Source organism: Cellulomonas uda, from assembly GCF_006538705.1.
Lineage (GTDB): Bacteria > Actinomycetota > Actinomycetes > Actinomycetales > Cellulomonadaceae > Cellulomonas > Cellulomonas uda.
The window spans coordinates 1-21802 of sequence record NZ_BJLP01000021.1 but is presented as its reverse complement, the minus strand read 5'-3'; the positions used below and the strand labels follow the sequence as shown (position 1 = coordinate 21802).

Here is a 21802-nt window from a genome sequence, read left to right as displayed (position 1 = left end):
ACAGGCGGTGCGGGCGAGGCCAGGGCGCGTTCACGCGCTAGCGTGTCGCGCATCACGGCCCGCCGGTGCGTGCGGGCCGCCGTCCACGGAGGTCGTCTGTGCGCGTCGACATGCTCACCCGGGAGTACCCCCCGCACGTCTACGGAGGGGCCGGGGTGCACGTCGCGGAGCTGGCCGCGGTGCTGCGGGGCAGCCTCGACGTGCGCGTGCACTGCTTCGACGGGCCGCGCGACGACGCGGCGCGCGAGCAGGGCGTGCACGGCTACTCGGTCCCGGGGGGTCTGTCGGGCACCAACGCGGCGCTGCAGACGCTCGGGGTCGACCTCGAGATCGTCGCGGGCATCGGTGCGGGCGAGGACGACGTCGCGACCGACCTGGTGCACTCGCACACGTGGTACGCGAACCTCGCCGGGCACGTCGCCGGGCTGCTGCACGGCGTGCCGCACGTGCTCACGGCGCACAGCCTGGAGCCGCTGCGGCCGTGGAAGGCCGAGCAGCTCGGCGGTGGGTACGCGGTCTCGAGCTGGGTCGAGCGCACCGCCTACGAGGGCGCGGCGGCGGTGATCGCCGTCTCGGGCGGCATGCGCGAGGACATCCTGCGCAGCTACCCCGCGGTCGACCCCGCACGCGTGCACGTCGTGCACAACGGCATCGACCTGGCGGCGTGGCGTCGGCCCACCGACGAGGCCGCGCTCGCGCACGCGGACGAGACCGTGCGCGCGCTCGGCATCGACCCGACGCGTCCCGCGGTCGTGTTCGTCGGGCGCATCACGCGCCAGAAGGGCCTGCCGTACCTGCTGCGCGCGGCCGAGTCGCTGCCGGCCGACGTGCAGCTCGTGCTGTGCGCGGGCGCACCCGACACCCCCGAGATCGCCGCCGAGGTCACGGGCCTCGTCGAGGCGCTGCGCACGCGCCGCTCGGGAGTGGTGTGGATCGAGCAGATGCTCCCGCGCGAGGACCTCGTCGCCGTCCTCGCCGCGTCGACGGTGTTCGTCTGCCCGTCGGTCTACGAGCCGCTCGGCATCGTCAACCTCGAGGCCATGGCCGTCGGGCTGCCCGTGGTCGGCACCGCGACGGGCGGCATCCCCGAGGTCGTCGACGACGGCGTCACGGGCTGGCTCGTCCCGATCGACCAGGTGCAGGACGGCACGGGTACACCGCGCGACCCCGAGCGGTTCGTCGCCGACCTCGCCGCCGCGCTCACGGAGGCGGTCACGGACGTCGAGCGCGCCCGGCGGTGGGGCCTGGCGGCCCGGCAGCGGGTCGAGGACCACTTCTCGTGGGCGGCCGTCGCCGAGCGCACCCTCGAGGTCTACCGAGGCGTGCTCGCCTGAGGACCCGGGCCCGCGGCCGGGCCGGCGAACGTCGCGGCGGACAGCGCACGACGCGCGAGCCGGTCGACGTCGCGCAGCGCGGCGGTGCGCTGGTCGGCCTGCCACAGGTTGACGGCGCCGCCGTCGTCGCGGGTCGCGAGGTCCACGATCGCGAGCAGCCGCGCGGCGCTCGCGAGGATCCGACCGCGGCGCGCGTCGAGACGGTCCGGCAGCCGCCAGGTCGGCACGCCCGCGTCGCGCAGCGCGACCACCTGCGCCGCGTGCTCGTCGTCCCAGTGCGCCACGTCGAGGCGCACGAGCGCGTCCGTGACGTCCGTCAGGCCGCGCCGCAGGCCTCGGTCGGCGTCCTCGAGCGTGCCGAGCCCCTGCACCGCCAGCGTCCAGTCGGGCACCTCGGTGGCGTGCCACGTGACCAGGTGCCCGGGCTCGAGGGCCGAGCCGAACCCGGTCACCTCCGGGACGAGCGCGAGGCTGCGGCCCGCCGAGCGCAGCAGGACGACCTCACGCGCGTCGAGCGCCTGCGCGCTCACCGCGGCGGGCACGCCCGCGACGTCGCCGGGGGCCGGCAGGAGCGCGACGACGTCGAGGTCGGGGGCCGTCCACGACGCGACCGCGTCGGCGAGGTCGAGGCGGGAGCCGGTCGCGTCCACCACCTCGTGCGGCTCGTCGTCGCCCTGCACGCCGCGCAGTGCGGCCGTGGGCACGGGAGAGCCGGCGGGGCGGGCGGCGGTCGCGCCGAGCCACAGCGCGAGCACGGCGCCCCTGGGCAGGTCGAGGTCGGGCACCCGCCCACGGTACGGCGTCCGGGCCCGCCGTCCGTCGCGAGGCGTGTGCGCGGGGACGGGCGCTCGAAGGTTAGGGTCGTGCCATGACCGACGTGCTCGACCTCCAGGACGTGACGATCAGACGGGGGACGACGACGATCCTCGACAGCGTGTCGTGGACGGTCGCCGAGGGTGAGCGCTGGGTCGTCCTGGGACGCAACGGCGCGGGCAAGACGACGCTGCTGCAGGTCGCCTCGGGGCGCATGCACCCGACGAGCGGCTCGGCGCAACTCCTCGGCAGCCGGCTCGGCAACGTCGACGTCTTCGAGCTGCGGCCGCGCATCGGCCTGTCCAGCTCCGCGCTCGCCGACAAGATCCCCACGGGTGAGCTCGTGCGCGACGTGGTGCTGACCGCCGCGTACGGCATGACGGGGCGCTGGCGCGAGGAGTACGAGGACCTCGACGAGACCCGCGCGACCGACCTGCTGCGGGCGTTCGGGGTCGAGCACCTCGGCGACCGGTACTTCGGCACCCTCAGCGAGGGTGAGCGCAAGCGCGTGCAGATCGCTCGTGCCCTGATGGCCGACCCCGAGCTCCTGCTGCTCGACGAGCCCGCGGCAGGGCTCGACCTCGGTGGCCGCGAGGAGCTCGTCGGCGCGCTCGCCGAGCTGGCCGACGACCGCCGCTCGCCCGTGCTGGTGCTCGTCACGCACCACGTCGAGGAGATCCCGCCGGGCTTCACGCACCTGCTGCTCCTGCGCGACGGCGCGGTCCACGCGTCCGGCCCCATCGAGGAGGTCCTCACGGCCGAGCAGCTCTCGGGCGCGTTCGGGATCGACCTGCTGCTCGACCGCCACGCGGGCCGCTGGTCCGCCCGCGCCGCGACGCTCGCCTGACCGCCTGCCTGACCGTTCGTCGCCCGCACGTCGCTCCTTGTGGGCGCTCGGCGCCCGAATCATCACGAGACCGTCAAGAGTGTGCCTAGGATCGGTGCACGGCTGACGATCGGGAGGTGCGCAGGGTGGAGTGGCTCTGGTGGGTCGGCAGCGCCCTGGTGCTCGGCATCCTGGAGATGCTCTCGCTCGAGCTCGTCTTCATCATGGCCGCGGGCGGGGCCCTCGCGGGAGGGGTCGCCAGCGCCGCGGGAGCGCCGCTGTGGGTGCAGATCGTCGTCGCCGCCGTCGTGTCCGTGCTGCTGCTCGTCACGCTGCGGCCGTGGCTGCTGCGGCACCTGCGGCGACGCACGCCACTCGTCGAGACCAACGCGTCCGCTCTCGTCGGCCGTCCGGCGGTCGTGATCGCGACGGTCACGGGCGAGACCGGGCGGGTCAAGCTCGCGGGTGAGGTGTGGAGCGCCCGGACGTCCGACGGCGACGCCCTGACACCCGGCACCGAGGTCACGGTCACCCGCATCGACGGCGCGACCGCGGTCGTCGTCCCCACGCCGCGCCCCTAGCGCGGCACCACCGAACGGACCAAGGAGGCTCCATGACCGAGGACACCACCGACGTCGGCCAGCTCGCGCTGATCGTGGTGGGCGGGCTCGTCCTGATCTTCGTGCTCGTCGCGCTGTTCCGGTCCGTGCGGATCGTGCCGCAGGCGGTCGCGGTCATCGTCGAGCGGCTCGGACGCTACAGCCGGACCCTGGACGCGGGCCTGCACCTGCTCATCCCGTTCATCGACCGCGTGCGCGCGAGCGTCGACCTGCGCGAGCAGGTCGTCTCGTTCCCGCCGCAGCCCGTCATCACGTCCGACAACCTCGTCGTCAGCATCGACACGGTCATCTACTTCCAGGTGACGTCGCCGAAGGACGCGGTCTACGAGATCGCGAACTACATCACCGGCATCGAGCAGCTCACCGTCACCACGCTGCGCAACGTCATCGGCTCGATGGACCTCGAGCAGACCCTCACGAGCCGCGACCAGATCAACGGCCAGCTCCGCGGGGTGCTCGACGAGGCGACCGGCAAGTGGGGCATCCGCGTCAACCGGGTCGAGCTCAAGGCCATCGACCCGCCCGCGTCGGTCCAGGGCTCGATGGAGCAGCAGATGCGTGCCGAGCGCGACCGTCGCGCGGCGATCCTCACCGCGGAGGGCGTCAAGCAGTCGCAGATCCTCACCGCCGAGGGCGAGAAGCAGTCGGCGATCCTGCGGGCCGAGGGTGAGGCGCAGTCCGCGATCCTGCGGGCCGAGGGCGAGGCGCGCGCGATCCTGCAGGTCTTCGACGCCGTGCACCGCGGCGACGCCGACCCCAAGCTGCTCGCCTACCAGTACCTGCAGACGCTGCCGAAGATCGCGGCGTACCCGTCGAACAAGATGTGGTTCCTGCCCGCCGAGCTCACGGGCGCGCTCGGGCAGATGGCCAAGGGGTTCGGCGGGTGGCCCGCGCCGGGCGCCACCGAGGCCGACCGTCCCGCCGGGGAGTCGCCGCTCGCGGACGGCGACCTGCCGCCCGTGACGCTCACCGACCCGGCCGAGGCGCTCGCCGAGGCCCGCCGCGAGTCGGCGGCCGCGACGGCCGACGCGACGAGCGCGGGCACGTTGTCGGGGCGTCCGTTCGACCCCGCGGCCGAGCTCGGGCAGCACCCGGGCGGCGCAGCGGTCCCGCCGCGTCCTGCCGCGCCGCCGGCGCCGCCCGTCCCCCCGGTGCCGCCGCAGGACGCGCCGCCCGCCCCGACCCGCGACGAGCCGCCGGCGCCGCCGCAGCCTCGCGACCAGGGCTGACCCGCTCCGGCACCGCATCTGACTCCTCATCTCCCACGGCACCCCCGTCGCGCGACCGTCCGCGGCGGGGGTGCGACCTTGTGCGCTCAGGGCGAATTGTGTTCGTCTGCAGACAGCAGTCATCTAGCGTGGCGTGCGGGTGGTCGGGCCCGCGCGTGCGCGGACGTGGCCGCGCGTGACCCCCGGACGTGAGGAGCGTCGATGCTCGACCGACTGCTGAAGGAGCACCTGCGCCCGTACTCCGGGGCGGTGACCGCCGTCGTCCTCCTGCAGCTCGTGCAGACGCTCGCGACGCTCTACCTGCCGAGCCTGAACGCGCGGATCATCGACGACGGCGTCGCGCAGGGCGACACCGCGACCATCATGCGGCTCGGCGGCGTGATGCTCGCGGTCAGCCTCGTGCAGGTCGTCACCGCGATCGGGGCGGTCTGGTACGGCTCCTACGCCGCGACTGGCTTCGGTCGCGACCTGCGACGACGGCTGTTCGCGCACGTGCAGACGTTCTCCGCGCGCGAGCTCGGGCAGTTCGGCGCGCCGACGCTGATCACCCGCACGACGAACGACGTGCAGCAGATCCAGATGGTCGCGCTCATGACGTTCACGTTCGTCCTGATGGCCCCGATCATGCTCGTCGGGGGTGTGGTCATGGCGCTGCAGGAGGACGTCGGGCTGTCGTGGATCCTCGTGGTCGCGGTGCCCGTGCTCGGGCTGGTCATCGGGGCGGTCGTCTCACGGATGATCCCGTACTTCCGGGTGATGCAGAAGCGGATCGACGCGATCAACCGCGTGCTGCGCGAGCAGATCGCCGGGGTGCGGGTGGTCCGCGCGTTCGTCCGCGAGGAGCGTGAGGCCGCCAGGTTCGACGAGGCGAACCGCGCGCTGTACGACACGTCGCTGCGCACCGGGCAGCTCATGGCGCTGATGTTCCCCGCCGTGATGCTGGTCCTGAACGTGACGAGCACGTCGGTCATCTGGTTCGGCGGGCACCGGGTCGCGGACGGTGCGATGCAGATCGGCCAGCTCACGGCGTTCCTGTCCTACATCGCGTACATCCTCATGGCCGTGATGATGAGCACGATGATGTTCGTGATGTTCCCGCGTGCGGTCGTCGCCGCGGGTCGCGTCGGTGAGGTGCTCGAGACCACGACGAGCGTGCTCCCGCCCGCCGCACCGGTCGCGCTGCCCACCGACGCGCGCACGCGCGCGAGGCTCGAGCTGCGGGGCGTCGAGTTCCGGTACCCCGGTGCGGAGCGCGCCGTGCTCGAGGAGGTCGACCTGGTGGTCGAGCCCGGCCGGACCACCGCGATCATCGGCTCGACGGGGTCGGGCAAGTCGACGCTTCTCCACCTCGTGCCACGGCTCTACGACGTGACGGGCGGGCAGGTGCTCCTCGGTGGCGTCGACGTGCGCGACGTCGCGCTGCCCGAGCTCTGGTCCCAGATCGGGCTGGTCCCGCAGAAGCCGTACCTGTTCTCGGGGACGGTGCGCTCGAACCTCGAGTACGGTGCGCCGGGCGCGGGCGACGACGAGCTGTGGCACGCGCTGGAGGTCGCTCAGGCCCGCGAGTTCGTCGAGGCCATGCCCGGCGGCCTCGACGCACCGATCGCGCAGGGCGGCACCAACGTCTCGGGCGGGCAACGCCAACGTCTCGCGATCGCGCGGGCGCTCGCCGCCCGCCCACGCGTGTACCTGTTCGACGACTCGTTCTCCGCGCTCGACTACGCCACGGACGCCGCGCTGCGCGCCGCGCTCGTCCCCGAGACCCGCGACGCGGGCGTGCTCGTGGTCGCGCAGCGCGTCGCGACGATCCGGCACGCCGAGCACATCGTGGTGCTCGACGCCGGCCGCGTGGTCGGGCAGGGGACGCACGACGAGCTGCTCGGGGCGAACGCGACCTACCAGGAGATCGTGTACTCCCAGCTCAGCGCGCAGGAGGCGGCATGAACGCGCCGGCGGACCGTCCCGCGCCGTCCTCGGCCCCCGCTGCCGCGGCAGCCGCTCCCGCGCGGCCCGCCGGGCCCCGGCGCCCCGGCCCCGGGCACGGCCCCATGGGTGCGATGGGCATGCCCGGCGAGAAGTCCATGGACTTCCGCGCCTCCGGACGGCGGTTCCTGCGGGACCTGCGGCCCGAGCGGGTGCGGCTCGTCGCGGTCGTCGTGCTCGGCGTGGCGTCGGTGGTGCTCGCGGTGGTCGGGCCCAAGCTCCTCGGCACCGCGACCGACGTGCTGTTCGAGGGTGTCGTCGGCTCGATGCTGCCCGCGGGGATCTCCCAGGCGGACGCGGTCGCGGGACTGCGTGCGCAGGGCCAGGGCCAGCTCGCGGACATGGTCTCGGGCATGCAGGTGGTGCCCGGCCAGGGGGTGGACTTCGACCGGCTCGGCTCGATCCTGCTCGTCGTGCTCGCGGTGTACGTGGGCTCGTTCCTGTTCGGCTGGGCGCAGGGCCGCATGACCGCGGGCGTCGTGCAGCGCACCGTGCTGCGCCTGCGGGCCGACGTCGAGGCCAAGCTCGGCCGCGTCCCGCTCGCCTACGTCGACTCCCAGCCGCGCGGCGAGCTGCTGTCCCGCGTGACGAACGACATCGACAACGTCGCCCAGACGTTGCAGCAGACGCTCAGCCAGGTCATCACGTCGCTGCTCACCGTGGTCGGCGTGCTCGCGATGATGTTCTGGATCTCGCCGCTGCTCGCCGTCGTCGCGCTCGTGACGGTACCGCTGTCGATGGTCGTCGCCGCGCTGATCGCCCGGCGCTCGCGCCCGCGGTTCATCGAGCAGTGGACCTACACCGGGCAGGTCAACGCGCACATCGAGGAGATGTTCACCGGGCACATGCTCGTGCAGGTGTTCAACCGGTCCGACGACGCCGTGGCGACGTTCACGGAGCGCAACGAGGCGCTGTACGACTCGACCCGGCGCGCGCAGTTCATCTCCGGCACCATCCAGCCCGCGCTCGGGTTCCTGTCGAACCTCAGCTACGTGATCGTCGCCGTCGTGGGCGGTCTGCGCGTCGCGTCGGGCGCGATGACGCTGGGCGACGTGCAGGCGTTCATCCAGTACTCGCGTCAGTTCACGCAGCCGATCACGCAGCTCGCGAGCATGGCGAACCTCCTGCAGTCGGGTGTCGCGTCGGTGGAGCGCGTGTACGAGCTGCTGGACGCCCCCGAGCAGGAGCCCGACCCGCGCTCGCCCGCGTACCTCGCCCGGCCCGTGCGGGGGCGCGTCGAGTTCGAGCACGTCGCGTTCTCTTACTCGCCCGACGCGCCCCTGATCACCGACCTGTCGCTCGTCGCGGAGCCGGGGCACACGGTCGCGATCGTCGGTCCCACGGGTGCGGGCAAGACGACGCTGGTGAACCTGCTCATGCGGTTCTACGAGATCGACGCGGGCCGCATCACGCTCGACGGCGTGGACACCCGCGACCTGACGCGCGACGAGCTGCGCCGGCAGACCGGCATGGTGCTGCAGGACACGTGGCTGTTCGGCGGGACCATCGAGGAGAACCTGGCGTACGGGGTCGACGGCGCGACGCACGAGCAGGTGGTCGCGGCGGCCGAGGCGACGCACGTCGACCGGTTCGTGCGGACGCTGCCGGACGGGTACGACACGGTGATCGACGACGAGGGCACGGGCGTCTCGGCGGGGGAGAAGCAGCTCCTGACGATCGCGCGCGCGTTCCTGTCCGACCCGGCGATCCTCATCCTCGACGAGGCGACGTCGTCGGTCGACACGCGGACCGAGGTGCTCGTGCAGCGCGCGATGAACGCGCTGCGCGCGGGGCGCACGTCGTTCGTGATCGCGCACCGGCTGTCGACGATCCGGGACGCCGACGCGATCCTGGTGATGGAGCACGGGTCGATCGTCGAGCAGGGGACGCACGAGGAGCTGCTGGCCGCGGGCGGCGCGTACGCGCGCCTGTACCAGAGCCAGTTCGCGGCGGCGGCGACCGAGGAAGTCTGACCCGGCCGAGGGGTGCGACAGGGACGTTGGTCGCGGATTGCCGGGGTGAACCGTTTCGGACGTTGTTCACCCAGGTGGTCGATGTGAACGGTGGTGGCGACCGCGCCCGCGCCGGGTCAGCAGCGTGGCGGCCTGCCCGCGGGACACCGACTCCCCCTGGAGGAACGATGCGATCGACCGCACCCCCCGCCCGTCGAGGGCTCCTGCGCCGTGTGGGCCGTGCCGCCCTGGCCGTCCCGATGGCCCTCGCGCTGGGCCTGGGCGCCCTCACGCTCGCGGCTCCGTCGGCGAGCGCGCACGGCTCGGTGACCGACCCGCCGACCCGTAACTACAGCTGCTGGGAGCGGTGGGGCGACGACCACCTCAACCCCCAGATGGCGACGGACGACCCGATGTGCTGGCAGGCGTTCCAGGACAACCCGAACGCGATGTGGAACTGGAACGGCCTGTTCCGCGAGAACGTCGGCGGCCAGCACCAGGCCGTGATCCCCGACGGGCAGCTCTGCAGCGGCGGCCGCACGCAGAACGGCCTGTACAAGTCGATGGACACCGTTGGCGCGTGGACGGCGACGCGGGTGCCGAACTCGTTCCGCCTGACCCTGACGGACGGCGCGAAGCACGGGGCCGACTACCTGAAGATCTACGTCACGAAGCCGGGCTTCGACCCGACCACGCAGGCCCTCACGTGGGGCTCGCTCGACCTGGTGAAGACGACGGGCTCGTACCCGACGACCGGCCTGTACCAGACCGACGTCTCGCTGCCGAACCGCAGCGGCCGGGCCGTGCTGTACACGATCTGGCAGGCGAGCCACCTCGACCAGCCGTACTACCTGTGCAGCGACATCATCATCGGTGAGGGCGGCGGCGACCCGACGCAGGAGCCGACCGACGAGCCGACGCAGGAGCCGACGGACGAGCCCACGCAGGAGCCGACCGACGAGCCCACGCAGGAGCCCACGGACGAGCCGACGGTGCCTTCCGGCGCCTGCACCGCGACCGTGAAGGTCAACTCGAGCTGGTCCGGCGGTTACGTCGCGGACGTCGTCGTCACGGCGGGGTCCGGCGGGCTGAAGGGCTGGAAGGTCACCGTCAACGGTGCGACCGTCACGCAGGCGTGGGGCGGTACCGCCTCCGGCAACGTGATCACCAACGCGGCCTGGAACGGCACGCTGGCGTCCGGCCAGAGCGCCACCGCCGGCTTCGTCGGCTCGGGGTCGAGCTCGGGCCTGACCGCGAGCTGCGCGGCAGCCTGACCGACGCACGGGGCCCGGGACGCGCAGCGCGTCCCGGGCCTCGTCGCGTGCGGGGTGCGTGACCCGGACCGCGCCCCACGGCCGGACGCGCCGAACCGGGACGAGACGGGCATGGCGGGCGTGGTGCCGGGATGGCTAGGGTCGCTCCACGGGGGTGGCGGGGGCCGCCAGGAAGGGGGCGACCGTGCACCGGTGGGGGTGGTGGTGGCACGGGACGGGTCGGCCCACGACGCCCGAGCCCACGACGCCCGACGTGCTGGAGCTGCGGGTGCACGGCGTCGCCAACACGCCGCCCGCGAGCATGCTCGAGCTCGCGCCCGGCCAGGTCGAGCAGGTCGACGGCGACGAGCTCGGCAGCTTCTGGGCCCCGACCGCCGCGGCCGCAGCGGTGCCGCGTCGCGCGGGCGACCCGCGCGAGGTGCCCCCCGGCGTCCGGCGCGAGGCGTACTCGTGGGGTGCGATGGCGCGGCTGTCCGCCGTCCCGGGCCTGGGTCGCGTGAGCGGGCTCGTCGCGGGAGTCGTGCGCGCGCTGTGGGTGCTGATCATCCCGTTCGGGCTCGCGAACGTCGCGTACTGGTCGCGCGACGCCGACGAGCCGCACGGGCGACGGTCGTCGGCCGGCGGTGGGCTCGTGCGGCTGTTCGGGCTCCTGCTCACGCTGCTGTGGCTCGCGACGGTCGCGACCGTGACGCTCGGCGTCGTCGGTGCGCAGTGCTACGGGCCGCGCACGTCGTCGGGCGAGGTCACCTACGTGCAGGTCTGCGCGGCGCTGCCCGGGTGGGCCGACGCGGCGGCGCGCTGGTCCACCGGCGAGCGCACCGCCGCGCTCGTCGCGGCGACCGCGGTGGTGCTCGTCGTGCTCGCGGCGGTCGGCTCGACGGGGCGGCTCCGGTACGAGCGACGCATGTCGACGACGAAGGCGCGGGGCCTGGCCGACGGCGCGGGGCTCGACCCGCGCGGGACCTGGCCGCTGCTCGCGCGGCCGGGGTTCTGGACGCACGCCCGCCGCTCGTCCGTGCAGTGGTTCGCGCACCTGGCGGCGGCGTTCGCGACCCTCGCGGGGCTCGTCTCGTGGCACTACCTGTACCGCGACGTGCCGCAGTGCACGCACTCGGACGGGTTCGGTGCGCGGGGGTGCCTGGACGCCGCGGTATGGGCGCGGGACGGGCGGCTGCCGTGGGCGCTGGCCGTCCTCGCCGCGGCCGTGGTGGTCGCCCTGGCCGCGTGGCGCACGGGGCGGCTGCGCCTCGACCCGCCGGGCGGAGGCCGCTCGACCTTCGCCGCCGAGGTGCGGGTCTCGCGCACCGCCGAGGTGCTGCTCCTGGGTGCCGCGCTCGTGCTGCTGGGGTGGGTGGTCGTGGCGGTCGCGCGCTCGGGAGACGGACCGCTGCGTCCCGCCGACGCCGCCTCACCGCCCTTCCTCGGGCTGCACGCGCTGCCCCGCTCGCTCGTCGCGCTCATGGTCCTGCTCGTGCTGGCGGCCGTCGGGATCCGTGCGCACCTGCGCGCCGCGGTGTGGGTGCCGCTCGTCCTGGCGACGGCCGTCGGCGCCGGCCTCGCGGTGCTGTGGTCCGCCGGCACGTGGGGCGTCGTGTGGCGCACCGTCGCGGGGCTCTGCCTGGTGACGCTCACCGTCGTCGCATGGGTCGTGAGCCGCCGACGGCCCGGCCGCGCGTGCGAGGGCTGGGCGGGCCGCGGGCCGGCCGTGCTGCTCGCGCTCGCGGGCGGGCTCGCGATGGTGCTCAGCGCCGCCGCGGTCCTCGGGACGGTGGCGTGGCTCGACGCGCCCGCGGCCGCGGAGAACCAGCGCCTGTCCACGCAGACCCAGCAGGCGCTCGACGACGCCGCCGCCCAGGACCCGCTGCGCGACCCGGTGGTGGTGCACGGCCCGGCCGCCGCGCACCTGCACGTCCCGCCGGGCTACGAGCAGTTCGCGGTCGCGAGCGTGGCCGGTGTGCTGCTGCTCGTCCTGCTGCTCGTCGTGCTCGGGATCCGCACGGCGACGCTGCGCCGCACCGTCGTGCCCGTCGTGCCCGGCGGCGCGCAGCCGCGGCCGACCACGGGGGAGGACGCCGCGGTGCAGGCCGCGCGACGACGAGCCGCGCTCGCACAGCGCGCGGAGCGCCTGGTCGGCGCGGTCGCGGTGCTGCACCTGCTCGCGCTCGTCGGCTCGCTCGCGCTGCCCGACCCGCGCGCGACGTACGGCGGCACGCTCGGCACGCTGTGGGCGCTCGCGGTCGACCTGTCCGGCGCGGCGGTGGTCGCGGCGCTCGGGCTCGTCGTCGCGAGCGTGGTGCTCGCCGGGTCCGAGAACGCGCTCGCGCGTCCCTGGGGGCTGCTGTGGGACCTCATGTGCTTCCTGCCGCGCGCCGCGCACCCGTTCGCCCCGCCGTGCTACGCCGAGCGCGTCGTGCCGGAGCTGAGGGCGCGCATCGACGCGTGGCTCGGTGACGACGGCACGCCGCTGCCCGGCGGTGAGGCGACCCGCGCGAGGCGTCGCGTGCTGCTCTCCGCGCACAGCCTGGGCGGGGTCGTCGCCGTCGCGACCCTGCTGGCGCGGTGGGACGGTCCCGCGGGGCCTGGCGACCACCGGGTCGGCCTGCTGACCTACGGCACGCAGCTGCGTGCGTACTTCGGACGCTTCTTCCCGGAGCTGTTCGGGCCCGAGGTGCTCGGCACGCGCCCGAGCCCGGGCGCCCTCCTGTGGGCCGCCGACCCGTGGGCCGCCGACCCGTCGCCCGTGCCCGGCCCCCGGACCGAGCCGACGCTGCTCGGCTCGCTCACGTCACCCCCGGGCGGTCCCTGCGCGGTGCGGTGGCGCAGCCTCTGGCGGCGGACGGACTTCATCGGGTTCCCCGTCGACGGGTACGCGGACTCGCCGGTCGACGTCCCCGCGAGCGAGGTCGACGCCGACGCGTACCTCCTGCAGGTGGTCGCGCACTCCGGCTACCCGCGCGCCCCCGAGTACCGGCGCGAGCTCGACACGCTCGTCGCGTGCCTGCGCGCGAGCCGCCCGTCCCGGTGACGCGCCGGGCGGTCCTCGGTCCCGTCCCGGCGCTCGTGGTGACACGTATCCTCGGTCGGTGCGCCGCGACCGCCTGACCTGGACGTTCTACGGGTGCTTCGTGGCGTGGGGCTGGTTCCTGTACAGCTTCAACCCGAGCGTCCCGCTCCTCGCCGACGAGCTCGGCATCTCCGACGCGCAGGCCGGCCTGCACGGCACCGCGATGGCGGTGGGCGCGATCGCCGCCAGCTGGGTCGCCCCGCGTCTCGTGGCGCGCGCGGGCCGGCGCACGGCCGTCGTCGTCGGTCTCGTGCTCGTCGCGGCCGGCGTCCTCGCGCTCGTGCTCGCGCGCTCGCTCGCGGTGAGCCTGCCCGCCGTCGCGGTCCTCGCGCTCGGCGGCAACGTCGCGATCGCCGCGTCGCAGGCCGGGCTCGCGCAGCACCACGGACCCGCCGCATCCGCCGCGGTGACCGAGGCGAACGGCGTCGGGTCGAGCATCGGCCTCGTCGGGCCGCTCGCCGCGGGGGCGTGCGTCGCGATCGGGTGGGGGTGGCGCCCCGCGGTCGCGGTGACCATCGCGATCACCCTGCTGACGGCGTGGGCCGCCTCCCGGCTGCCCGTCGGTGGCGCGATGACCCCGCCCGCCGTGGCGCGCACCCGCGCGCCGCGGGCCGAGCCGCGGCTCGTGCCCGTTGGCGGCACCGCGCACGGGCCGGTCGACGCGCTCGCCCCGGTGGAGGACCGGGCCGTCGCCCCGGTCGACGACCTGCCCGACGCCCCCGACGAGCCCGCACCTCGTTCCGCGCTCGCGGCGTGGTGCTTCCTCGCGGCGGTCGTCGCCGCGATCGCGCTGGAGAACATCACCACGTACTGGTCCACCGACCTCGTGCGCGAGCAGACCGCCGCGGGTGCCGGGATCGCGACGGCCACGACCGCCGGGTTCGTCGCGGGGGTGTCCGGCGTGCGGTTCCTCGTCGGGCCGCTGTCGCTGCGCGTGCGTCCGGCGATGCTGCTCGCGGCGTCGTTCGCCGTGACGATCGCCGGCTGGGCGGTGCTGTGGACCGCGTCGTCGTCGACGGTCGCCGTGGTCGGGCTCGTGATCGCCGGATTCGGCTGCGGCGTGCAGTACCCGCTGTCCATCGCGCTGCTGCTGTCGACCGCCCCGCAGGCGCAGGACGCCGCGCAGGCGCGGGCCACGCTCGCCGGCGGGCTCGCGATCGGCGTGGCCCCGTTCCTGCTCGGTGCGCTCGCGGACGCGGTCGGCGTGCACACCGCGTTCCTCGTGCTGCCCGCGGTCGCGCTGCTCGGGGGAGTCGTCGCGCTCGTCGGTGGCCGGCTCGTCGCCCCGACGCCCGTACGCTGACCGCGAACCCTGATGAAGGAGACCCGACCGATGGCCGCGCTCGACCACCGCACCACCTCGACCACGCTCACCGTCCTGGACGCGCAGGGCAGCCCGCTGGCGGAGCGTGAGGTCGAGGTCGCCCAGACGCGGCACGCGTTCGGCTTCGGCTGCATCGCGTTCGACGAGGTCCGTCTCGCGCCGGGTGAGCGCGCCCCGCTCGACGACCTGTGGCACGGGCTGTTCGACACCGCGACGCTCCCGTTCTACTGGCGGCACTTCGAGCCCGAGGAGGGGCACCCGCGCACGGACGCTCTGGCGGCGGCCGCACGCAGGCTCGTCGAGCGCGGTGTCCGCGTCAAGGGGCACCCGCTGCTGTGGCACACGCTCGCGCCGCAGTGGCTGCTCGGACGCCCGGTCGAGGAGGTCGAGCGGATCGCGCGCGAGCGCATCACGCATGACGTCACGGCGTTCGCGGGTCTCGTGGACACGTGGGACGCGATCAACGAGGTCGTGATCATGCCGGTGTTCCGCGCCGAGGAGAACGCCGTCACGCCGCTCGCGTGGCAGCGCGGGCGGATCGAGACGATCCGGCTCGCGTTCGAGACCGCGCGCGCCGCCAACCCCGGGGCGACCCTGCTGCTCAACGACTTCGACATGTCGACCGCGTACGAGTGCCTCATCGAGGGCGTGCTCGAGGCCGGCATCCAGGTCGACGCGCTGGGCCTGCAGAGCCACATGCACCAGGGCTGGTGGGGCGAGGAGAAGACGCAGCGCGTGCTCGAGCGGTTCGCCCGGTTCGGCCTGCCCCTGCACTTCACCGAGACCACGCTCGTGTCCGGTGACCTCATGCCGCCCGAGATCGACGACCTCAACGACTACGTCGTCGACTCGTGGCCCTCGACGCCGCAGGGCGAGGAGCGTCAGGCCGCGGAGCTCACGGCGCACTACACGCTGCTCGCGGAGCACCCGGCGGTGCAGTCGGTGACGTACTGGGGGCTGGGCGACGAGGGGGCGTGGCTCGGCGCGCCCGCGGGGCTGGTGCGGCGTGACGGCACGCCCAAGCCCGCGTACCACGCGCTGCGCGACCTCGTGCGCGGGCAGTGGTGGCACGCCCCGACGACGCTGCGCACCGACGCCGACGGCCGGGTCACGGTCAGCGGCTGGCGCGGCGACTACGAGGTGCGCGCCGGTGGCTCGTCGGCGTCGTTCGTCGTCGGGGACGACGCCCGGCCCGTCGTCCGGCTCGCCGCCTGACCGCGGGAGGCCACGCGTCGTGCCGCACCTGGACCTGCTGACCGTCACCGACCCCGACGACGAGCGCCTCGCCGACTACGTGTCGCTCACCGACGTCGCGCTGCGGTCGCGGCACGAGCCCGCCAAGGGTCTGTACATCGCGGAGAGCTCGACGGTGCTGGAGCGTGCCCTGCGGGCGGGGCACCGGCCGCGTTCGGTGCTGCTCGCGCCGCGGTGGGTGCCCGACCTCGAGCGCATGGTCGCCTCCCTGCCCGCCGACGACGACCCACCGGTGCCCGTGTACGTCGCCGACGAGCCCGTGCTCGAGGCGATCACCGGCTTCCATGTACACCGTGGCGCGCTCGCGGCGATGCACCGCCCACCGCTGCCCGACCCGGCGGCGCTGCTGGCGGGCGCGCGTCGCGTCGCGGTGCTCGAGGACGTCGTCGACCACACCAACGTGGGCGCCGCGTTCCGCTCGGCAGCCGCCCTCGGCGTGGATGCGGTGCTCGTGACGCCGCGGTGCGCGGACCCGCTCTACCGGCGTTCCGTGCGGGTGTCGATGGGCACCGTGTTCCAGGTGCCGTGGACGCGGATCGACCCGTGGCCCGCGGGCGTCGACACGCTGCGCGAGGCGGGCTTCGTCACCGCGGCGCTCGCGCTCGGCGACGACGCGATCACGCTCGACGCGCTCGTCGCCGACCTGCCGGACCGGCTGGCGCTCGTGCTGGGCGCCGAGGGGCACGGCCTCAAGCCGGCGACCGTGGCGGCCTGCGACCTCGTCGTGCGCATCCCGATGGCCGGGGGAGTCGACTCGCTCAACGTCGCCGCGGCGGCCGCTGTCGCGTTCTGGGCCACACGCGCGGTGGGGTGACCCCGCGCCGGATCGTCGTCGTTCGAGCGCGGGGCCGGTCGGTGCCCGTCAGTCCCAGAAGGGCGGGAGCTCGTCGTTCTGCGCCTGCGCCACCGCGAGGAAGGTGGTGACGACCGGCTCGTCGCGGTCCGCGTCGGGAGAGTCCAGGGTCTGGGTGGGGTCGGCCAGGAGGAGGTGCATGACCCGATCGTCCGACGTCCGCAGCGGGGTTCTCAGGGACGTCCGTCCCGACTCCGGCGGGCCCGCGACGAGGCTCCGGCCACACCTCCACAGGTGCCCCACGGGCCGGTCACCACGGGGTCAAGAACGCCCGTGCGATGGGCCAAGACGCTCAAGCGAGGGCAAGGTCCTCGACCACCTCGGCGCCCGGGAGACGCGCGAGCAGCGCACCCGGCAGGGCGATCTTCGAGCGCCGCAGACCGCTGCCGACCACCACGAGCGCGCCCGCCTCGTCGGGCACCGTGACCGCCGCGTCCACGAGCACGCGGTAGCCCTCCGGCAGGCCCACGGGCGTGATCCCGCCGTACTCCATGCCGGACTCCGTGGTGGCGCGGTCCATCGGCAGGAACGACGCCTTGCGCACGTCCAGCAGCCGCTTGACCGCGTTGTTGACGTCGGCGCGCGTCGTCGCACGCACCACGGCCGCGGCCACGCGTTCGGCGCCCTCGCGTCGGCCCGCGACGAGCACGCAGTTCGCCGACGCGGACGGCGGCAGCGCGTACGACTCGGTGAGCGCCGCCGTGTCGGCCAGGTCCGGGTCGATCTCGGCGACGAGCACGTGCTGCGCCACGTCGGCGTCGGCCGCGGCCCACGCGCTCAGCGTGCGCGCGGTCGGCGCGGCGACGAGGTCGAGGTGCTCGAGCGCAGGCTTCCAGTCGAGGGTCCCGAGGGTCACGCGCCGCACCCTACCGACCAACGGGGACGCCGGCCGAGCCGTCCGTCGTCGCGCGCGGCTCAGCGCTGGTAGGTGCCGACCAGGACGCCCCGCGCGAGCGTGTGGAACACCAGCGCGCAGCTCACGGCTCCGGGCGGGGCGTCGGGTGTCAGGCCGAGGTCCGCGGAGTCGAGCGCGTGCACGACGAGGAAGTAGCGGTGCACCTGGTCGCCCGGCGGCGGCGCGCAGCCCACGTAACCGACCGTGCCGTCGTCGTTGCGCAGCTGGAACGCCCCCGCCGGCAGGCCCGCGCCGTCGGGCGTGCCGGCTCCGGTCGGCAGCGACGTGACGTCCGCGCCCAGGCCCAGCACCGTCCAGTGGAACCACCCGGCGACGCCGGGCGCGTCCGGGTCGAACACGCTCACGGCGAAGCCCGCGGTCTGCTCCGGGAAGCCCGAGAACGCGACGTGCGGCGAGACGTTGCGCCCCGCGGGCGTGTTGGTGTGGACGTCGGGGACCGGTTCGCCGTGCGTCCAGTCCGTGCTGGTGACCTCGAACGCGGGGACGGCGGGCAGCAGCGAGTACGGGTCCGGCGCGACGGGGCGGGTGAGCGAGACCATGCGAGTCCTCCGGTCAGGCGTGAGGGCCGTCGGGCTGGGCGGCCGAGCCCATCGTCGCGGGCACGCGCGCGGCGCGCACGTGCGCACGCGCGTGGTCCAGCGCGGCCTCGAGGTCGTCGAACAGGTGCGACTCGTGACGCAGCGCCGCGATGACGCCGATCGACTCCGCGACCCGGCGGTGCTGGGGCCGCAGCCCCTTGAGCAGCACGACGACGCCGCGCCGCTCGAGGTCGGTGACGATCTGCACGAGCGCGTGCGCGCCGCTCGTGTCGATCACGGTGACCCGGGACAGCCGGAGCACGACGACGCGCACGTCCGTGACAGCCGTGAGCTCGTCGAGGAAGCGCCGGACGTCGGCGAAGAAGAGCGCCCCGTCGATCCGGTACACCGCGATGTGCTCGTGCAGCAGCTCGCGCTCGGTGTTGGCCGGGAGCACCTCGTCGGGCGGGTCCTCGCGGTGCAGCCCGCTGGACCGGGCGACCGCGCGCAGCGACAGCACCGCCGCGACCGCGACGCCGACCTCGACCGCGAGCACGAGGTCGAACGCGACGGTCACGACGAGCGTCGCGACGAGCACGAGCGCACCCGCCCGGCCCGACCGGCAGATCGCCGTGGCGGCGCGCAGGTCGACCATGCGGGCCGCGGTGACGAGCAGCACGGCGGCCAGCACGGCCACCGGGATGCGCCCGACGAGCGGCGCGGCGGCGTAGACGACGAGCGCGAGGACCGCCGCGTGGCTGAGCGCGCTGACGCGGGTGCGTGCCCCCGTGCGCACGTTGACCGCGGTCCGGGCGATCGCACCCGTCGCGGGCAGTCCGCCGAACAGCCCGGACGCGACGTTCGCGACCCCCTGGCCGACGAGCTCGCGGTTGGGCCGGGTGCGTGGCACGTCGTCGGCCATGCCGTCCGCGACGTGCGCCGACAGCAGGGACTCGAGCGCGGCGAGCGCGGCCACCGCGAGGGCCGACGAGAACAGCGCGCTCGTCGTCGCGAGGTCCACGACCGGCAGGTGCGGTGCGGGCAGGCTCGAGGGCAGCGCACCGATGCGCTGCACGTCGAGGTGCGCGACCTCGGCGACGACCGTGGCCACGGCGACCGCGACGAGCGAGGCCGGGACCGCGCGGTGGAGCCGTGGCAGCCCGACGACGAGCGCGACGCCCAGCGCGACGAGAAGGAGCGGCGCGACGGCCGCCGACCAGTCGGTCGCGGCGAGGGTGCGCGCGGCGACGAGCGCGGCGTTCTCGCCCTCCGCCTTCGGTGTGCCCAGCGCGAGCGGCACCTGCTGGAGCGCGATCACCACACCGATGCCGATGGTGAAGCCCTCGACCACCGGCCACGGCAGGTACGCGACGAGCCGGCCGAGGCCCAGCACGCCCGCGAGCACGACGATGCCGCCCGCCATGATCGCCACGACGGGCACCCACTGCGGGCCGTACCGCGCGACGATGGGCACGAGCACCACGGCCATCGCGCCCGTCGGTCCGCTGACCTGCAGGTGCGACCCGCCGAGGACGGCCGCGACGGCGCCGGCGACGACGGCCGTGACCAGCCCGGCGGCGGCGCCGGTCCCGGAGGAGACGCCGAACCCGAGCGCGAGGGGCAGCGCCACGACTGCGACCGTCAGCCCCGCCACCAGGTCGCGCCGCCACGAGCGGGACAGCCCCGTGTAGTCGTCGCGGCCGGGGAGCAGCGCGCGCAGGCGGCGCAGGGTGCCCCAGGGGTCGGAGGCGCTGGAGGATCCGGCGGGGTCGGTGGAGGAGGTGGGGGAGGAGTGGTCGGAGGAGGGCGCGGCGGAGGGTGCGGTGGCGGTCACCGCGCGTCCTCGAGCAGCTCGGCGCGGCGTGTGGCGGCGTCGACGAGCACGGCGCGTGCGGCCGCGAGCATGTCCGCGACCGCCGGCAGCGCGAGCGTGTAGTGCACGGCGTTCCCGCGGCGGGTCGCGGTGACGACGCCGGTGCGTCGCAGCACGGCCAGGTGCTGCGAGAGGTGGGAGGCCTCGAGGTCGAGCTCGGTGAGCAGGTCGGCGACCTGGCGGTCGCGCTCGACGAGCAGCTCGAGGGTGCGCACGCGCACCGGGTGGCTCAGGGCCTTGAACAGGTCGGCCTTGACCTCGGCCAGGGGCCGGTCGAGGCCGGGGGACTGCGGCACGGGTGCTCCAGGGGTGGGGAGAACGCCTGATGGATTGATGAATCTGTCAAACCATACGCCCTCGGAGGCGATGCGCGGTTCGCTCGCCCATGCGGGTGAGACACGGGTCGCGGGTCTGCCGCAGGTTGACATCGCGCCGCGCGGGGCGTGTACTAGCAGTGTCGAACAGACGTTCGAACAGGCTGCGATCTGACCGCGAACCTGCAGGTCAGCGGCGTCTGTGCAGGTGCCGGGGGTCCGGCGACGACGTCCACAGAGGTGCGTGATGACGGTCGACGTGCTGTCGCGGGAGGAGCGGGTCGCGCGGGCCCGGCTCGCGCTCGCGCACGCCGAGCGTCGCACCGGTGCACGCAGCGTGCTGCTGCACGAGCGACCCGTCGTCGCCGTCCCGACGGTCGAGCCGGAGACGACGGGACCCGGACCGGTGGCCGTCCCTGAGCCGGTGACCGTCCCTGAGCCGGTGACCATCCCTGAGACCATCCCTGAGACGGGGACCGTCCCCGAGCCGGTGACCGTGCCCGAGCCGGTGACCGTGCCCGAGCCGGTGACCCGCCCCGAGCGGATGACCGTCCACGGCCCGGAGCAGCCCGCGCGCGCGCCCGGCGTGCTGTCGACCGCGCTGCTCACCACCGAGCGTCCCGCGCTGCCCGTCCCGCCGGCCCTCGCCCCGCTCCTGCCGGACGGGCTGCGCCGCGGTGCGACCACCGCGGTCCTGGGCTCGACGTCGCTCGCGCTCGCGGTCCTGGCCGCGGCGAGCGCCGCGGGCTCCTGGGCGGCCGTCGTCGGCCAGCCCACGCTCGGGCTGCTCGCGGCCGCGGAGTCGGGCGTGGTGCTCGACCGCCTCGCGGTCGTCCCGCACCCGGGGGCGGACGCCGCGCTCGTCCTGGCTGCCCTGCTGGACGGGGTGGACGTGGTCGTCGTCGGGCCGGAGGCGCGGCTCGTCGACGCGGACCGGCGCCGCCTGTCCGCACGTGCGCGGGAGCGCGGCGCCGTGCTGCTCGCCACCACGCCCTGGCCGGGCGCTCAGGTCGTGCTCACCGCGGAGCGGGCGGCGTGGTCGGGGCTCGGAGACGGGCACGGCCGTCTGCGGACCCACCGGGTGCGCGTCGCGCGCGCGGGGCGTGCCGGTGCCGGTGTGCCGCTCGCACTCGACCTGACGTTCCCCCTGGCCGCCCCGGGCCAGGACGCCGCGGTCGCGGCGGCCGTGTCGCGGACCGTGCCGCAGGCCGAGGAGCGGCGCGCACCGCTGCGGCTCGTCGGATGAGGTGCGTCCGGTGAGGGACGACGAGCAGGGGCGTCGGCCGACGAGCACGCGCACCACGGTCCTGTGGGTACCCGACTGGCCCGTGGTCGCGGCGTCGCAGTCGCTGGAGGTCCCGCGCCACGTCCCTGCCGCGGTCCTGCTCGGCCAGCACGTCGTCGCGGTGGGTGCGCTCGCACGCGTCGAGGGCGTGCGGCGCGGCATGCGCCGCCGGCAGGCGCAGTCGGTGTGCCCCGAGCTCGAGCTGCTGCCCGCGGACGACGCCCGCGACACGCGTCTGTTCGAGCCCGTCGCGGTCGCGGCGGAGAGCGTGGTGGCCGGTGTCGAGGTGGTCCGTCCGGGCCTCCTGCTGCTGCCCGCGGGCGGCGCGAGCCGGTACCACGGCTCGGAGGAGAACCTCGCCGAGCGGCTC

At 74.9% G+C, this 21802-nt stretch carries 19 protein-coding genes; 13 read left to right on the top strand and 6 right to left on the bottom strand.

The features are described 5' to 3' along the window. Positions 1-98 precede the first annotated feature (98 nt). The gene (gene glgA, locus CUD01_RS07665; protein WP_141320014.1) at positions 99-1334 is read left to right on the top strand and encodes a glycogen synthase; all 1236 of its coding nucleotides are present in this window, start codon (positions 99-101) and stop codon (positions 1332-1334) included. On the opposite strand, the gene CUD01_RS07660 is transcribed toward glgA, so the two are convergent. Further along, the gene (locus CUD01_RS07660; protein ID WP_094179897.1) at positions 1313-2119 is read right to left on the bottom strand and encodes an Rv1486c family protein; all 807 of its coding nucleotides are present in this window, start codon (positions 2117-2119) and stop codon (positions 1313-1315) included. The two genes, glgA and CUD01_RS07660, sit on opposite strands and share 22 nt — an antisense overlap. An 83-nt stretch (positions 2120-2202) precedes the next feature. On the opposite strand from CUD01_RS07660, the gene CUD01_RS07655 reads away from it, so the two are divergent. The 10 genes from CUD01_RS07655 (at position 2203) to CUD01_RS07610 (ending at position 16487) form a co-directional block, all read left to right on the top strand. Then, positions 2203-2994 (top strand): ABC transporter ATP-binding protein, encoded by a 792-nt coding sequence (locus CUD01_RS07655; protein ID WP_141320012.1) that lies wholly within the window; start codon positions 2203-2205, stop codon positions 2992-2994. Between the two features lie 125 nt (positions 2995-3119). Continuing rightward, a complete protein-coding gene (locus CUD01_RS07650; protein WP_094179899.1) occupies positions 3120-3554 on the top strand; it encodes an NfeD family protein in 435 nt (144 codons plus the stop codon). A 32-nt stretch (positions 3555-3586) separates the two neighbouring features. Continuing rightward, the gene (locus tag CUD01_RS07645) at positions 3587-4822 is read left to right on the top strand and encodes an SPFH domain-containing protein (RefSeq protein ID WP_141320010.1); all 1236 of its coding nucleotides are present in this window, start codon (positions 3587-3589) and stop codon (positions 4820-4822) included. A gap of 201 nt (positions 4823-5023) precedes the next feature. Continuing rightward, entirely contained in the window at positions 5024-6766 is a 1743-nt protein-coding gene (locus CUD01_RS07640; protein ID WP_141320008.1) for an ABC transporter ATP-binding protein, read from the top strand. Continuing rightward, positions 6763-8778 (top strand): ABC transporter ATP-binding protein, encoded by a 2016-nt coding sequence (locus CUD01_RS07635; protein ID WP_141320006.1) that lies wholly within the window; start codon positions 6763-6765, stop codon positions 8776-8778. Before CUD01_RS07640 ends, CUD01_RS07635 begins: the two co-directional genes overlap by 4 nt. A gap of 167 nt (positions 8779-8945) precedes the next feature. Next, entirely contained in the window at positions 8946-10031 is a 1086-nt protein-coding gene (locus tag CUD01_RS07630; RefSeq protein ID WP_141320004.1) for a lytic polysaccharide monooxygenase, read from the top strand. A 184-nt stretch (positions 10032-10215) separates the two neighbouring features. Further along, positions 10216-13056: a hypothetical protein gene (locus CUD01_RS07625; RefSeq protein WP_141320002.1), complete on the top strand. Its 2841-nt coding sequence runs from the start codon at positions 10216-10218 to the stop codon at positions 13054-13056. A gap of 58 nt (positions 13057-13114) precedes the next feature. After that, positions 13115-14398, top strand: a complete 1284-nt coding sequence (locus CUD01_RS07620) for an MFS transporter (protein WP_141320000.1) — start codon at positions 13115-13117, stop codon at positions 14396-14398. A 12-nt stretch (positions 14399-14410) separates the two neighbouring features. Continuing rightward, on the top strand, positions 14411-15634 hold the full coding sequence (locus CUD01_RS07615) for an endo-1,4-beta-xylanase (protein WP_166772014.1): 1224 nt from the start codon (positions 14411-14413) through the stop codon (positions 15632-15634). A gap of 19 nt (positions 15635-15653) precedes the next feature. After that, positions 15654-16487, top strand: coding sequence for a TrmH family RNA methyltransferase (locus tag CUD01_RS07610; protein WP_141319998.1), 834 nt, complete (start codon positions 15654-15656; stop codon positions 16485-16487). 48 nt (positions 16488-16535) lie between these two features. Here the strand turns inward: CUD01_RS07610 and CUD01_RS17230 are convergent, their stop codons facing one another. The 5 genes from CUD01_RS17230 to CUD01_RS07585 form a co-directional block, all read right to left on the bottom strand. Next, positions 16536-16667 carry a hypothetical protein gene (locus tag CUD01_RS17230; RefSeq protein ID WP_279589644.1) on the bottom strand — a complete coding sequence of 44 codons (132 nt, stop codon included), beginning with the start codon at positions 16665-16667 and terminating at the stop codon, positions 16536-16538. A 151-nt stretch (positions 16668-16818) separates the two neighbouring features. Then, a complete protein-coding gene (locus tag CUD01_RS07605; protein ID WP_244937704.1) occupies positions 16819-17382 on the bottom strand; it encodes a YbaK/EbsC family protein in 564 nt (187 codons plus the stop codon). A 59-nt stretch (positions 17383-17441) separates the two neighbouring features. Then, the gene (locus CUD01_RS07600; protein ID WP_141319994.1) at positions 17442-17981 is read right to left on the bottom strand and encodes a YbhB/YbcL family Raf kinase inhibitor-like protein; all 540 of its coding nucleotides are present in this window, start codon (positions 17979-17981) and stop codon (positions 17442-17444) included. 13 nt (positions 17982-17994) lie between these two features. Further along, positions 17995-19689 (bottom strand): SulP family inorganic anion transporter, encoded by a 1695-nt coding sequence (locus tag CUD01_RS07595; protein ID WP_141320069.1) that lies wholly within the window; start codon positions 19687-19689, stop codon positions 17995-17997. Positions 19690-19790: 101 nt separating this feature from the next. Next, positions 19791-20129 carry an ArsR/SmtB family transcription factor gene (locus tag CUD01_RS07585; protein ID WP_141319992.1) on the bottom strand — a complete coding sequence of 113 codons (339 nt, stop codon included), beginning with the start codon at positions 20127-20129 and terminating at the stop codon, positions 19791-19793. 265 nt (positions 20130-20394) lie between these two features. On the opposite strand from CUD01_RS07585, the gene imuA' reads away from it, so the two are divergent. Then, positions 20395-21393, top strand: coding sequence for a DnaE2-dependent mutagenesis accessory factor ImuA' (gene imuA', locus CUD01_RS07580; protein ID WP_141319990.1), 999 nt, complete (start codon positions 20395-20397; stop codon positions 21391-21393). A gap of 10 nt (positions 21394-21403) precedes the next feature. After that, a partial coding sequence (locus CUD01_RS07575; protein ID WP_443090750.1) for a Y-family DNA polymerase occupies positions 21404-21802 on the top strand: 399 nt, incomplete at its 3' end.